11 protein-coding genes are annotated in these 15,327 nt (G+C 48.7%); 8 read left to right on the top strand and 3 right to left on the bottom strand.

Annotation, left to right across the window (positions count from 1 at the left end):
* Positions 1–752, top strand: a 752-nt coding sequence (locus tag NG833_RS16645) for a hypothetical protein (protein ID WP_309143858.1), incomplete at its 5' end; no start/stop codon positions are given.
* A gap of 8 nt (positions 753–760) precedes the next feature.
* A complete protein-coding gene (locus NG833_RS16640; RefSeq protein WP_254566406.1) occupies positions 761–3,913 on the top strand; it encodes an efflux RND transporter permease subunit in 3,153 nt (1,050 codons plus the stop codon).
* Here NG833_RS16640 and NG833_RS16635 read toward each other — a convergent pair.
* The 3 genes from NG833_RS16635 to psbD form a co-directional block, all read right to left on the bottom strand.
* Complete coding sequence (locus NG833_RS16635; RefSeq protein WP_015149277.1) at positions 3,907–4,092, bottom strand: PCP reductase family protein; 186 nt, start codon at positions 4,090–4,092, stop codon at positions 3,907–3,909. The genes NG833_RS16640 and NG833_RS16635 overlap by 7 nt on opposite strands.
* A gap of 343 nt (positions 4,093–4,435) precedes the next feature.
* The gene (gene psbC / locus NG833_RS16630) at positions 4,436–5,797 is read right to left on the bottom strand and encodes a photosystem II reaction center protein CP43 (protein ID WP_254566407.1); all 1,362 of its coding nucleotides are present in this window, start codon (positions 5,795–5,797) and stop codon (positions 4,436–4,438) included.
* A gap of 135 nt (positions 5,798–5,932) precedes the next feature.
* On the bottom strand, positions 5,933–6,991 hold the full coding sequence (gene psbD / locus NG833_RS16625; RefSeq protein ID WP_254566405.1) for a photosystem II D2 protein (photosystem q(a) protein): 1,059 nt from the start codon (positions 6,989–6,991) through the stop codon (positions 5,933–5,935).
* A gap of 664 nt (positions 6,992–7,655) precedes the next feature.
* Between psbD and NG833_RS16620 the strand changes: the two genes are divergently transcribed.
* The 6 genes from NG833_RS16620 to NG833_RS16595 all read left to right on the top strand — a co-directional run bounded on the left by NG833_RS16620 (position 7,656) and on the right by NG833_RS16595 (position 15,174).
* On the top strand, positions 7,656–8,222 hold the full coding sequence (locus NG833_RS16620; RefSeq protein ID WP_254566404.1) for a photosystem I assembly protein Ycf4: 567 nt from the start codon (positions 7,656–7,658) through the stop codon (positions 8,220–8,222).
* A 349-nt stretch (positions 8,223–8,571) separates the two neighbouring features.
* Positions 8,572–9,321, top strand: a complete 750-nt coding sequence (locus NG833_RS16615; RefSeq protein WP_254566403.1) for a peptidylprolyl isomerase — start codon at positions 8,572–8,574, stop codon at positions 9,319–9,321.
* Positions 9,322–9,323: 2 nt separating this feature from the next.
* Entirely contained in the window at positions 9,324–10,490 is a 1,167-nt protein-coding gene (locus NG833_RS16610; protein ID WP_254566402.1) for a beta-ketoacyl-ACP synthase, read from the top strand.
* 162 nt (positions 10,491–10,652) lie between these two features.
* Positions 10,653–11,741, top strand: coding sequence for an ATP-binding protein (locus NG833_RS16605; protein WP_254566401.1), 1,089 nt, complete (start codon positions 10,653–10,655; stop codon positions 11,739–11,741).
* 21 nt (positions 11,742–11,762) lie between these two features.
* The gene (locus tag NG833_RS16600; protein WP_254566400.1) at positions 11,763–13,316 is read left to right on the top strand and encodes an NAD(P)/FAD-dependent oxidoreductase; all 1,554 of its coding nucleotides are present in this window, start codon (positions 11,763–11,765) and stop codon (positions 13,314–13,316) included.
* 142 nt (positions 13,317–13,458) lie between these two features.
* Positions 13,459–15,174 (top strand): adenylate/guanylate cyclase domain-containing protein, encoded by a 1,716-nt coding sequence (locus tag NG833_RS16595; protein WP_254566399.1) that lies wholly within the window; start codon positions 13,459–13,461, stop codon positions 15,172–15,174.
* Positions 15,175–15,327 lie beyond the last annotated feature (153 nt).

Genomic DNA, 15,327 nt, shown 5'->3' with positions numbered 1-15,327 from the left:
GTTCCATTTCATCTCAATTTCATCTACCCTTTGCCAGACTAGGGAGGACTTTTATCCCCTATAGCGAGGGAATCATGGCTTACTCACATCAATCTTTAATTCGGGCTGTCCTCATTACAACAGTTCTGTTATCCCTCCCCAAAGTGGCTTTATCCCATGTGGGACATGGGGATGAATTCCAAGCCACTGGCGGGATTGAACGGGTAGAAGTGAACCCGGAAATGGACCAAATGTTAGGCATTGTCGTCACTCCCATCACCCCAGCTACAGATGGTAGCGCCAGCATCCTGGTCCCCGTCACTGCCTTAGTCAATTCAGAGGATCAGCAACTCGTTTTTGTCCAATATCAAAACTTTTATGAACCTGTTCCCGTTACCACTGGCGCAACCCAAGGGGAACTGATTGAAGTCATGGATGGATTATCCGTGGGGGAAAATCTCGTCACCCAAGGCAGTTTGTCTCTGTATGCCGAATCGCGCAAAACCCAATCCCCGGAGACTGCTGCCACTTCCGATACTGCCGCCACTCCAGAACCCGTAGCTACCCAGAGTACCCCCTTCATCGAGGATCCGGCCCCTCAACCCCTGGAAATCGCCCAACAACCCCTAGCAACCACCCCAGCCGAAAGCGGATTTCCGATGGGTTGGGTAGTCGGGATTGCGATCGCCGTCGTACTCGTAGCAACCCCGATCGCCTTAGTCAGTTCCCGCAAAAAAAACAGCAGCCTTTCCAATAACCAAGGAGATCGTTAAGCAGGCAAATGTTGAACTCCCTTCTGAATCTCACCCTCAAAAACTCCATTACTCAACGGTGGATTATCGTCATTGCGGCTATCTGTATCACCGTTTGGGGAATCTTCAGCATTACCCAGATGCCTCTGGATGTCTTTCCGGAATTTGCACCCCCTCAAGTCGATATTCAAACCCAAGCGGCAGGATTGGCACCGGAGGAGGTGGAATCTCAAATTACGGTGCCCATTGAAAGTGCGGTTAATGGTTTGCCAGGGGTGACAACGGTGCGATCGTCCTCCAAGGTTGGACTCTCAATGGTGCAAGTTGTATTTGACCCGAATGCAGATATTTATCGCGCCAGACAAGCGGTTACCGAACGACTTCAACAGATTACCAATCAACTTCCGGCAGGGGCACATCCTCCAGAAATTTCCCCGTTAGCTTCTCCCTTAGCGACGATTTTGCAATATGCATTTACCGTAACTGGAGAAGGGGAAACTTCCTTAATGGACCTCCGCAATTTCGTCGATAGTATCCTCACCCAGCAAATTTTATCAGTGCCAGGGGTGACCCAAATTACGGTGTATGGCGGTGAGGAACGACAGGAACAAGTGCTAGTTGATCCGGCTAAATTGCGATCGCTGAATGTCTCTTTAACAGAAGTCGCCCAAGCCGCTAGAGGTGCTAATTCCAATGCTTCAGGCGGGTTCTTGATTGGTGGAGGTCAAGAATTATTGGTCCGGGGAATCGGTCAGATTCAATCCATCGAAGACTTACAGGAATCGGTGGTCAAAGTCCAAGACGGCTTACCGATTTTACTCAAAGATGTGGCAGAGGTGAAAACCGGATCGGCCCTCAAACGGGGCGATGCCAGTTTTAATGGAGAATCGGCTGTGGTGATGATGATTAATAAACAGCCTCACGTGGATACTCCGACTGTCACCAAAGCGGTAGAATCTCGGATGCGATCGCTACAGGAAACCTTTCCGGCAGATATCCAAATTGCCCGCACTTTTCGTCAATCCAACTTCATCGATTCCGCCATTAGAAACGTCAGCGGTTCTCTGATTCAAGGCATCATCATTGTTTCAGTGATTATGCTGCTATTTTTGATGAATTGGCGGACGGCAGTAATTACCTTAAGTGCCATTCCCCTCTCGTTGTTAATTGGCTTATTGTTCATGAAAGCCTTGGGATTGGGAATTAATACCATGACCCTGGGGGGATTAGTCGTTGCCATTGGTTCCGTGGTGGATGATGCCATTGTTGATATGGAAAACTGCTATCGGGGATTGCGAACCAATCAAGCCCAAGGTAATCCGAAACATCCGTTTCAAGTTGTCTATGATACCTCGGTAGAAGTCCGACTGGCAGTGATTTTCTCCACGGTGATTATCATTGTGGTGTTTGCGCCTATTTTTAGTTTAACCGGGGTGGAAGGACGGATTTTCGTGCCAATGGGGTTGGCTTATTTACTCTCGATCGCCGCCTCTACCCTAGTCGCCATGACCCTTTCCCCGGCCCTTTGCGCCATTCTGTTAGCGAATCAAACCCTCCCCCAGGAAGGAACTTTTGTTTCCCGATTAGCAGAAAAATTGTATCGCCCATTGCTGAATTTATCCTTGCGCGCCCCCCAAATTATTCTAGCAATTGCCCTCGCGAGTTTAGTAGCAACCCTGGCAATTGTTCCCACATTGGGACAAGTTTTTCTACCAGAATTTCGGGAAAAATCAATGGTTAACTCAATGGTTTTATATCCCGGAGTTTCCCTAGATATGACCCAGCGCGCCGGTATCGCCCTCTCCAAATCCCTGCAAAACAATCCCCTCTATGACTGGGTACAAGTCCGCGCCGGACGGACTCCTGGGGATGCCGATGGCGCGGGAGTGAGTATGGCTCATGTGGATGTAGAATTGAGTGATTTAGCGTTGAAAGACCGAGAAAATAGCGTTCAATTGCTGCGGGAAAGTTTCCTGAAATTGCCCGGTGTTGCGCCGAATATTGGCGGATTTATTTCTCACCGCATGGATGAAGTGCTCTCGGGAGTCAGAAGTGCAGTCGCTGTCAAAATTTTTGGCCCAGATTTAACAGAATTGCGCCGCATTGGTGAACAGGTTCGGGATGCGATCGCCCCGATTTCTGGAGTAGTTGATTTACAACTAGAACCTCAACTCCCCATCCGCCAAATCCAAATTGAATACAACCGGCAAGCGGCAGCAACCTATGGGTTAACAATGGAACAATTGTCAGAAGTTGTCGAAACAGCCCTCAATGGTCGAGTTGTTTCTCAAGTGCCAGAAAATCAACAACTGATTGATATTTTTATCACCCTCCCTGACAATGCGCGCAATAGCTTAGATGCAATGGGCGCAATTCCAATTTCTACCCCAACAGGAGAGATAATTCCCCTCCGAACTGTTGCCAGTTTAAGTTATGGCATGGGAGCAAATGTGGTCAATCGGGAAAATGTCTCGCGGTTGATTGTAGTTTCAGCGAATGTGGCGAATCGAGATTTAGGCAGTGTTGTTGGTGATATTCAAGGTCAAATTCGGGAGGAAGTGACCTTACCCCCGGGGTATTTTATCCAATATGGCGGACAATTTGAATCGGAACAACGGGCGAGTAATAGCTTGTTGGTGTTTAGTATTTTAGCGGCAGTCGCAATTGCTGTGCTGATGTTTTTCTCGGTTAAATCTCTACCAGCAACCCTCGCGATTATGTTGAATTTACCCTTAGCCTTAGTCGGGGGAATTATCTCCATTGCCTTAACCGGCGGCGTGATTTCCATTGCTTCCCTGATTGGATTTATTACCTTATTTGGGGTAGCGGTCCGCAATGGGTTGTTACTGGTGGATAATTACAATACTAAATTTGCTGAGGGAATGTCGCTGAAAGAGGTGATTATCAATGGTTCCCTAGACCGAGTGAATGCCATTTTGATGACCGCTTTAACCTCTGCCTTGGGGATGTTTCCCTTGGCGATCGCCACTGGCGCAGGAAATGAGATTTTACAACCCTTAGCCATTGTGGTTTTGGGGGGGTTATTTACCTCGACTGCCTTAACCCTGTTAGTAATTCCAGCACTTTATGCCCAATTTGGGAAACGATTAATGCCTCAACCCAAACCGGCAAACCTGGAAATCCAGTCGGGGTGGAAAAAACCGGACTTCATCCCTCACTGACCAAATTCCAACCGCGCCTTTTCCACAATCTCCGGTGTCACCACATCCAGTTCGGCTTCTCGCGCCAACTGGATGATCCGTTGCCTTGCCTGCGATCGGACGAAATAAGGAATATTCTTGAGCTTGAGTTTAGCTTCTTCCGTCCATTCCATGTCATCAAATAAATCAGAATTAGACATAAATAATATCCGGTTAAATGTTAAATTTTTGAATTGCAATCTGTCAATCTACAGCAGTGCCATTTATTTTATTGTAATAGCAAATCCCACTTCTCCAACATTTTAATACCAAATCCGGAGTTCAGAAATCATCTTTACTCTTCAGCCTGCGCAGGCAGGCTTCGTCCGTATAGCCCTTAGCTGCGGGTTTTGATTTTCTTTAGCCCGCGCAGGCGGGCTTCGTCCGTATAGCCCCAGGCTTGAGCCTGCGGGTTTTTTACTTCAACAAAAAAGCTCCTGCTTTATGCAGGAGCCTTTAATGATGAACTGATTACTCGAAATTCATCCTTCAATTCAGAAGAAATTAATCAAGTTCAGTCATTGCCAACACTGGCTCATCTTCACGGTCAATACCGCGTTCAAATCCAGCAGCAGCGGCGCGAGCGCGTCCAGCGTGCCAGAGGTGACCGACTAAGAAGAAGAAGCCCAAAATGAAGTGAGCACCAGCCAACCAAGCGCGGGGGTTCACATAGTTGAAGCCGTTGGCTTCAGTGATAATCCCACCCACCGAGTTGATGGAACCGTTAGGCGCGTGAGTCATGTACTCAGCAGCGCGACGGATTTGCCAGGGTTGAATGTCATTTTTCAGCTTACGCAGATCCAAGCCATTCGGTCCACGCAGGGGTTCCAACCAGGGGCCACGGAAATCCCAGAAGCGCATGGTTTCACCACCGAAGATGATTTCTCCAGTAGGAGAGCGCATCAGGTATTTACCTAGACCCGTGGGGCCTTGGGCAGTACCGATGCTGGCACCTAAGCGTTGGTCACGAACCAAGAAGGTGAAGGCTTGAGCCTGAGAAGATTCAGCGTTGGTGGGGCCGTAAAATTCGCTGGGATAAGCAGTGTTGTTAAACCAAACGAAGGAAGCCGCAATAAAGCCCATCAAGGACAGAGCGCCTAAGCTGTAGGACAGATAAGCTTCTCCAGACCAGATGAAGGCACGACGCACCCAACCAAAAGGCTTGGTGAGGATGTGCCAGACACCGCCAATAATGCAGGTAAAGCCAACCCAAATGTGACCACCGATAATGTCTTCCATGTTATCGACACCCATCAACCAGCCTTCGCCACCGAAGGGAGAGGTCGCTAGATAACCGAAGATCACAGCGGGGTTCAGGGTCGGGTTGGTAATCACCCGCACGTCACCGCCACCGGGTGCCCAGGTGTCATACACACCACCAAAGAACATGGCTTTGAGCACCAGCAACAAGGCACCCAATCCGAGAACGATCAGGTGGAAGCCCAAGATGGTGGTCATCTTGTTCTTATCGCGCCAGTCATACCCGAAGAAAGAAGAGTATTCTTCCAGGGTTTCCGGTCCACGAACGGCGTGGTAGATACCACCGAGACCGAGAACGGCAGAAGAAATCAGGTGCAGAACACCAACGACAAAGTAGGGGAAAGTATCGATGACTTCTCCACCGGGACCTACACCCCAACCTAGGGTAGCGAGGTGAGGGAGCAGGATTAAGCCTTGCTCATACATCGGCTTTTCAGGAATGAAGTGACCGACTTCAAATAAAGTCATCGCTCCAGCCCAGAAGACAATCAGTCCAGCGTGAGCAACGTGAGCGCCCAGCAGTTTCCCGGATAAGTTGATCAGACGGGCGTTTCCAGACCACCAGGCAAAGCCGGAGGTTTCTTGGTCACGTCCGCCCATGACCATCGAACTATTGAAAGATGTTTGCACGGATGAGAACCTCTTTTTGCGATCGACAACAGATGATATCGCTTGTTTAGATTTTAGGTTTTAGAGGGGAATTAAATCCAATCCAAAATCAAAAATCTGCAATTAAATTTTCTACAGAGCGTTACCGCGAGGTAGAACTTCTTCAGGGAATTCAAAGTTTTCGTGAGGCTGGTCAACCGGAGCCATCCAAGCCCGAATTCCTTCATTCAGAAGAATATTCTTGGTGTAGAAGGTTTCAAATTCAGGGTCTTCCGCAGCGCGGAGTTCTTGAGATACGAAGTCATAAGCACGCAGGTTTAAACCTAAGCCAACGACCCCGATCGCACTCATCCACAAGCCGGTAACTGGCACGAACAACATAAAGAAGTGTAACCAGCGCTTGTTGGAGAAAGCCACCCCAAAAATTTGGGACCAAAAACGGTTGGCGGTAACCATCGAGTAGGTTTCTTCCGCCTGAGTGGGTTCAAAGGCGCGGAAGGTGTTGGAACCTTCACCATCTTCAAACAAGGTGTTTTCCACGGTAGCTCCATGAATGGCGCACAGCAGTGCACCGCCCAGGATACCGGCCACTCCCATCATGTGGAAGGGGTTGAGGGTCCAGTTATGGAACCCTTGGAAGAACAACAGGAAGCGGAAGATAGCGGCAACGCCAAAGCTGGGAGCAAAAAACCAGCCGGATTGACCCAAGGGATACATCAAGAACACGCTGACGAACACCGCAATGGGTCCGGTAAAGGCGAGTCCGTTGTAAGGACGAATCCCTAGCAGGCGGGCAATTTCCAACTGCCGCAGGCAGAAGCCAATGAGACCAAAGGCCCCGTGCAGGGCGACGAAGGTCCATAGACCGCCGAGTTGACACCACCGGGTGAAGTCGCCTTGGGCTTCAGGACCCCAGAGGAACAGGAGGGAATGTCCCAGACTGTTCGGGGGAGTAGAAACAGCCACGGTGAGGAAGTTGCAGCCTTCTAAATAGGAGGAAGCTAATCCGTGGGTGTACCAAGAGGTAACGAAGGTTGTGCCGGTCAGCCAGCCTCCCACTGCGAGATAGGCGCAGGGGAAGAGTAATAGGCCAGACCAACCGATAAAGACGAAGCGATCGCGCTTGAGCCAGTCATCGAGGACGTCAAACCATCCCCGTTCTGTCTGTGCGCGTCCAACTGCTATTGTCATAAAATTTGCGGGAGTTGGGGTCGGGTTTTAAATCGTCTTGCTCTACAAGAATCGCAAGCTTTCTAAGTAAGTTAACATAACTATATATTACATTGACCAAAATTTGCAAAACCCTGAGCCAAAGGCTGCCCAGTTCCCTGAACGGAACCCGTCTGTGTGGCTGTTGCTCTAGGGGCGCATCCATGAGACCAAACCATCTCAGGACAAGGACTGTGGCGCTGTCCGAGGATCACCTTAACCCGGATTACTAGACAGTGTTCTGGACTTAAGATCCGTTCTTAGGTCCAAACGCGAATCCCAATTTTGAGGGTCCGCTGGTTTTTTTCTCAGGTCTGAATCCCTCTGCGATCGATGCCCTCTCTATCACGGTCTGTTTGATGTAGTGGGATTTAAGGCAGAGGTGACCTCAACCGTCCAACCCGTCAGGAACAGCCCCGGAGTCTCCCCCAGGTCCCTGGCTCTGTCTAGGACTGTACCCCCGGTGGCGGCTTCAAAAAATTTAGAATTTCCCATAAACTCTGGCCCATTGTCCACCTTAGAGACGGATACTAGGATCGGACCTATTCTTAGGTGCCTTGCCCTGACCCTTAGAGATGCCGGGAAAATCTTTCCCAGTTCTCTATAATTTAGGGCTGCGTTCTCTCCCTTACCCAGCTTATTTTCGATGACTGCAAAAAGCATCTCTACTAGCGATCGCGTACTTCGCAAAGAAATTATCGGCTCTCGCCGGTTCAGCAACTACCTTCTAGTCGTTGTCGTTAACTTAGGAGGAGTCGGCTTTCTCTTAGCCAGCCTTTCCAGTTATCTGAAAGTCAATTTTTTGCCGTTTGCAGACCCAACTCAGCTCATCTTTCTCCCCCAAGGCTTGGTCATGGGTTTTTACGGGGTAGCGGCTTTGCTGCTCTCCCTTTATCTCTGGCTGACCATTCTCTGGAATGTGGGGGGTGGCTACAACGAATTTAATAAAGAAACCGGCAAGGTTCACATCTTTCGGTGGGGATTTCCGGGCAAAAATCGTAAAATTGATATTTCCTATCCCCTGGAAGATATCCAATCCATTCGAGTCGAAGTCAAAGAAGGACTCAACCCTAAACGGGCGATGTATATGCGAACTAAAGGTCGCAATCCCCTTCCGTTGAGTCGCGTCGGTCAACCGATACCCTTGGCGGAACTAGAAAATGAAGGTGCAGAATTAGCTCGGTTCTTAGGGGTTCCCCTGGAAGGGTTATAAGCCTGGTCAATCTTCTTACGCCCTGAGATTTGTGTCTGCTGTGGAGTCAACTCTTTCTGGCGAAACCAGTGGTATTGAGCCGTGAAAATCGGCATCGTCCTCTTCTGCCTTGGACAAACATCTCAGGACTTAGGCATCCCTTCTATCGGTGAGGAGGGGCAATTCATAGACGGCCCTTCTTCACTGCTCGGGTGAAATCTCCAAAGCAAGCTGAAGGGATGAACCTAAACTTATTTTTGTACCCATTCCTGCGCTACCCGGAGCGAGAAAATTAACTTAGGTAAGATTGGCATCCTATCCCATCTCTCATATCACTCGCGAGGTCAGCATATTGTATTGGAAACTGAACATGGAAATTAACATCCGGCACTGGATCGTCTCGGTGATGATTCTAGGTGCTTTGCTGATCGGAGGTTGCGCTCAACAGGACGCGACATCCCAACCCTCTACCCTATCGACGGAACCCCCTTTAACGGCACAAATCCCAGATGCCTTCAGCAATCTCCCCCGTTTGGAGGGAAAAGCTACGGTGCAAATGGTGATTAATGGCAAACCAGTTGTCATTGAAGTGGATGGCACAAATGCTCCAATTACAGCGGGGAATTTTGTGGATTTGGTTCAGCGTCAGGTCTATGACGGCTTAATGTTCCACCGGGTGGTGCGTGAACCGGAACCGTTTGTGGTTCAAGGGGGAGACCCGCAAAGCAAAGATCCAAATTTTGGGAGACCCTTAGGCACCGGGGGTTTTATTGACCCGGCAACAGGTCGGGAACGCTACATTCCGTTAGAAATTACTCCGGAAGGGGCGCAGAGTCCGGTCTATGGTTCACCCTTGCAATCGGCCCGAATGAGTCAAACTCCGGTTTTGAAACATCAGCGCGGCGCGGTAGCAATGGCCCGATCTCAAGCGCCCAATTCGGCCTCTTCTCAGTTTTACTTTGCCTTGAGCGATCTAGAGTTTTTAGATGGCAATTATGCTGTGTTTGGCAAAGTGACTGAAGGCATGGATGTGGTCGATAGCATTCAAGAAGGCGATCGCATTCAGTCAGCTCAGGTCGTTGATGGCCTAGAGAATCTTCGTACTAACGGTCCTTCCTAAACGTGAAAACCGGCGATCGAGGGGTGCAAATTGTTGTCACCGGAATGGGTTTGGTTTGCGCCTTGGGGGATAGTTTAGAGGCGGTTTGGCAGCGCTTGCTCCAGTCAGAATCGGCGATCGCCCTGGGTCAACCGTTCCCCGAACTGCCACCCCGTCCCCTAGCTCAAATTGGACCTAATCCGGCTCGTCTGGACCAACTCCTCGAACCTGTGGTGACCCGCGCCCTCAAGGATGCCGGTTTGGTTCCACCCCTGCCGGATTGTGGGGTGGCGATCGGGTCCAGTCGCGCTCACCAAGGCCAATTGGAGCAACTGGCACGGCAATTTTGTCAAAATCCCCGAGGGGGCGACTGCAATTGGGGGGTGAATTGGTTGGACCTTTTACCCCATACTCCGGCAACTGCTACGGCGCGACAGATTGGGGCTAGGGGACCCGTGATGGCACCGATGGCGGCTTGTGCTACCGGGATTTGGGCCCTGGCCCAAGGGTTTGAACTGATCCGCACGGGTCAATGTCAGCAGGTTGTGGTCGGTGCCGCAGAAGCCCCCATCACTCCCCTGGCCCTCACCGGATTTACTCAAATGAGTGCTTATGCCAAAACCGGCTGTTATCCGTTTGACCGCCATCGGGAAGGGTTAGTCCTGGGTGAAGCTGCCGCCGTTTTTGTCCTAGAATCGGCGGATTTCGCTCACCAGCGTGGGGCGAAGAACATTTATGGAAAAATCTTCGGATTTGGCATTACCAATGATGCTCGCTATGCGAATGCTCCTGATGAGGATGCAACGGCAGCGATCGCAGCTGTCGAGCAGTGTCTGAGGCGATCGCAGTTGCATCCGGCAGAAATTGACTATATTCACGCTCATGGCACTAGCACCCGCCTCAACGATTGCACTGAAGCCACATTGATTGGTTCCCTGTTTCCCCAGGGGGTGCCCGTGAGTTCGACCAAAGGAGCCACAGGTCATAGTTTAGGCGCTTCTGGAGCGTTGGGGGCGGCCTTTTGTCTCCTGGCGATGCGCGATCGCTGTTTACCCCCTTGTGTGGGGTTGAGCGTCCCGGAATTTGACCTGGATTTCGTGCGGCGATCGCGTCAAACCCAGGTAGAACGCACCCTATGTTTTAGTTTTGGCTTTGGTGGACAGAATGCTGTGTTAGCGTTGGGACAATAATACCTTTGGCGATCGTCTCTGTTGCCCCCCCGGATTTCCTCTCCCTCCAGGAAAAAGCGCTCCACAATCCTAAAAACTTTTTTTAGAGGCATTTACCCCATCCCTAAACTTTCGTAGGATAGAGTCAACCCCCTAGTCTATTCCCGATGCAGGTAACTTAACATGGATTTGGAATCGCATCGATTTATTTCATATTTTCTCCCCGACCAAAGACCCGAATTGTGCCGCAGTGCCACTATCGAAAAATTTCCCCAAGGTACGGTTATTTTTGAAGAAAACGAAAAACCTGATGCATTATATCTCGTTTTAGACGGCAAAATTGAATTTAGCAAACGAGGAGGATTAGGCCAATATCAAAATGTGGCCTGGGCTTCTGAAAATGACTTTTTTGGCGAGTTTGGTGTTTTGGATGGACAACCGCGCAGTGCTAGAGCAGTGGCTTGCACCCCCGCAACCATTGCCAAGATTCCCCGCGATCGCTTGATGGATATTTTAGAACGCTCTCCAGGAAAGGTGGTGTTGCAATTATTTCACCATATTATCCATTATCTGCGGCTGACGACTGAACAATATGTGAATCAAATGGTTCACAAACATAAAATGATGGCCGTGGGAGAAATGGCGAATACCATTATTCATGATTTAAAAAGTCCTTTTACTGGAATTTCTTTAGCCACTTCCATGTTGAAAGATTTGCATTCCGATGAAGAAAGTCAAGAATGGTGCAGCTTAATTCAAGCCCAAATCACTCAAATGTTAGTCATGACTGAGGAGATTTTAGAATTTACTCGCGGCAACGCAATTTTAAATAAAAAGGCGATAAATTTAAGGGAAAGTCTCGAAAAATTTCAACGACTAAACTTCATTTATTGGAATCAACATGAGATCGACTTTATTTTGCAATGTGATAAAATTATTTTGAATGCCGATGAAAATAAACTGATGCGCGTCTGGCAAAACTTAGTCGGAAACGCGGTAGAAGCCTTAGATGGCCAGGGCGGACAAATTGTCATGGTCGCAACCCAGCTAGACCGGGATGCCCTGATCAAAATTTCTGACACCGGACCGGGCATTCCCGACGCCATTCAAAGCCGATTATTTGATCCCTTTGTCACTTATGGAAAGCGGGGTGGAACGGGACTGGGAACGGCGATCGCACTTTCGGTTGTGGAAGCACATGGGGGCGATATTACCTTTGAATCCGAAGCTGGAAAAGGAACAACATTTTACATCCGCTTACCCCTTTGTTGAGTCGAAATTTGAGTGGAAACCATGACCCTGACTGAACGCATTCTCTCTCAACTCCCCGGTGATGCTCTCACGGGACTCCATCGCAGCGATCGCCTCTGGCAATCCCTTAAAAACAATCCCCAAGTGATTCCCTCTGTCATCACCGAACAGTCCCAACCGCTCAACTCCTTGGACTGGGATATTTTAGTTTGTGGTGGTACTTTAGGCATTTTTATCGGGGCTGCTTTAGCTGTTAAAGGCTGGCGGGTCGCTTTAATTGAGCGCGGTATCTTGCGGGGTCGAGATCAAGAATGGAACATTTCCCGCGAAGAATTAACGGTATTTGTAGAACTAGATTTACTGTCAGAAGCCGAGTTAGAACAGGCGATCGCTACCCAATACAACCCCGCCCGGATTCAATTTAATGGCGGTCCCGAATTCTGGGTCCGTGACGTTCTCAACATCGGCGTTGATCCAGTCTATCTCCTCGACACCCTCAAAGCTCGCTTTTTAAAAGCTGGGGGTCAAATTTTTGAAAAAACCCCCTTTGAAAGTGCCAGCGTTCACCCCAATGGCATCGTCGTCAAAAGCAGCAACGGACAATCCTTTACCGCCCGTTTACTCCTTGATGTCATGGGGCATTTTTCCCCGATTGTCCGGCAAATTCGCCAAGGACAAAAACCCGATAGTGTCTGTCTGGTGGTCGGCAGTTGTGCGAAAGGATTTCCTCAGAACGAAACCGGGGATTTAATCACATCATTTACCCCAATTCAAAAGCAATGTCAGTATTTTTGGGAAGCCTTTCCCGCCCGGGATGGAAGAACAACTTATTTATTTACTTATTTAGATACTCATCCCAGTCGCCTGAGTTTAACCGAGTTATTTGAAGATTACTTAAAGTTATTGCCTGAATATCAAAATGTGGACTTAGCTCAGTTAGAATTTGTGCGGGCACTGTTTGGGTTTTTTCCCGCCTATCGAGACAGTCCAGTGCGATCGCCCTGGGACCGGATTCTGGCAGTTGGGGATAGTAGCGGCATCCAATCTCCCCTCAGTTTTGGGGGATTTGGGTCCATGCTGCGCCACCTCAATCGCCTCACTCAGGGCATTAATGAAGCATTAGAACGAGAGATGCTCTCCCATAGTGCCTTAGCCCGATTACAACCTTATCAGCCCAATATTTCTGTAACTTGGTTGTTTCAACGGGCGATGAGTGTCGGGATGGAACAACAACTTGCACCCAATCAAATTAATGAACTCCTCTCCGGTGTTTTCACTTGTATGGAACAGTTAGGCGATCCGGTTCTTAAACCCTTTTTGCAAGATGTTATCCAATTTGGAGGACTCTCCCAAACCTTATTTAAAACTGCGATCGGCCAAACCCATTCCGTTTTTCGAGTCATTCCTCAAGTCGGAATCCCCGCTCTAGTAGACTGGATGCAACATTACCTTAACCTCGGCCTTTATAGTGCCTTGTCCCCCCTCGGACAACGCTGTGAAACCTGGGTGAATCGGTTACCCCCCGCCCAACAATATTATTGCCATAGGTGGATTCAAGCTTGGCAATACGGCTCTGGGGGCGACTGCGAAAATTAAGCTGTTTGGCTGACCCTCTTTGCCGTTTCTTCATCAGAACACGGTGCATCTATCTTCCGTCAGACGCTCAGAAAACTCATTGAGTGCATCTACTAACAACTCAAAAATCTCTTTGTGTTGAGCCTGAATTTGAGGAAATGTTATGAAGAAATGGCAAGGCTTAAATCAATCTGGGCGTAGTCCAAATATTACAGCAAAATTTAGCTCGGCTTTCATTGGACTGATGTTAATTTTATGTGGGGTGGCAACCACCGGATGGCTATCTCTGAACTTTGTGCGAACTGAAACTCAAGCAACAATTGTCAGTAGCATCAAACTGCAACGATTGGTGTTTGAAATGAATGATGCTTTAGAAAAAGCCCGCCGCCTAGAACGGGACTTTTTTGAACAGTGGTCAAAAACGGGTTTTTTAGATGCACAGCAGGAATATGGTCGAGCTTACAGCGAACAGATTGACATGGTGCTGTTGATTAGTAATCTCCTCCAATCATTACTCTCGACAGAGCAAGTCAGTGCCACCTTACGTCAGAGCAATCCAGCCGTAGTTTCTTATGAAGAAATGGTTCAACAGTACGCCAGTAGCTTTCGAGAAGCCGTGGGACTGGTGGGAGAGTTAGGGATGGATAAAACGGGAGTCCTGGCTCGTTTACAGCAAAATTCCCAACGATTGGAGGATATTCTCCTCCTTGCGGATGATCCGGAGTTGCTCCAATTATATATCCAACTTCAATTTCGAGAAGAAGACTATCTAAACGATCGCCACAATCCCGAACGTGCTGCCCTGTATAAAGCCCTCAATGAATTACAAACCGCAATTAGGCAGTCTCCTAACTTAAGTATGGAACGGCAAGTGAGCGCCATCAATGCCCTCAATGACTATCAAGAACTCGCCCAAAAAATTATCCGCTTAGATCTGGAAATTCGAGAGCAAATTTCTCAGTTCGATCGCCAAGCGAGTGAACTCTCAGCTCAACTGCTGGAAATCGCCCGCCAAGAAGTTCAGCGCGGGGAAGAGCGCATCAACAAAACCAGTCAGGCTGCGACAGGATTGCTTGTGGCTGCGTTATTGTTAGCCCTGGTTTTTGCCAGTGCGATCGCCCAAGAATTTATCTATGCCTTAAAGCAACTAGAAATCGAACAAGCCAAATCCGAAAGTCTCCTGCTGAATATATTACCCAAAACCATCGCCGATCGCCTCAAAGAAGAAACCACCACCATTGCCGATCAGTTTACCGATGTCACCGTCTTATTTGCCGATATTGTCGGCTTTACCAATCTCTCCTCCCGGATTTCTCCCACGGAACTGGTAACCCTCCTCAACGAAATTTTTTCAGAATTTGACCGCCTCGCCGATTTGCATGGCTTAGAAAAAATCAAAACCATTGGCGATGCTTATATGCTCGTAGGCGGACTGCCTGAACCCAAAGCCGACTGTGCCAAAGATGTCGCAGAAATGGCTTTGGATATGCAGCAGGCAATTCTCCAGTTTAATGAAAATCATCAGGAGAATATCAACATTAGAATTGGGATTAATACCGGCGCGGTTGTTGCAGGAGTAATCGGGCAGAAAAAATTTATCTACGACCTTTGGGGGGATGCGGTTAATATTGCCAGTCGGATGGAATCTCACGGTTTACCCGGTTCAATTCAAGTCAGCGATGATACTTATCAATTGTTAGAAAAATTCTATGATTTTGAAGAACGGGGTTCCATTATGATTAAAGGAAAAGGAGAAATGAAAACTTATTTTCTCCTGGGGAGAACCCCTGAAAAAGTCGAGAAAGAACGCAAGTTGCTGCCCTTTCCCGATCCGAGTAACAATAGCAGCTATGGCATTGGCACCGGATTAGATAGATAAAACAATTAACTGGGTTGATATCGCCAGTTTCAGTCCCGGGGGTCAGAAAATTAAGGAATGGAAGCATCTCATACTCCATACGGTATTTAAAGGTCTATAAAAATTTCCTGTAGGGGCGCAATGCTTGCGCCCTCCGGAGGGCGCAAGCATTGC

Source organism: Oscillatoria sp. HE19RPO, from assembly GCF_024220515.1.
In the GTDB taxonomy this organism is placed as follows: domain Bacteria; phylum Cyanobacteriota; class Cyanobacteriia; order Cyanobacteriales; family Laspinemataceae; genus Laspinema.
This window is presented reverse-complemented; position numbering and strand designations above follow the sequence as displayed.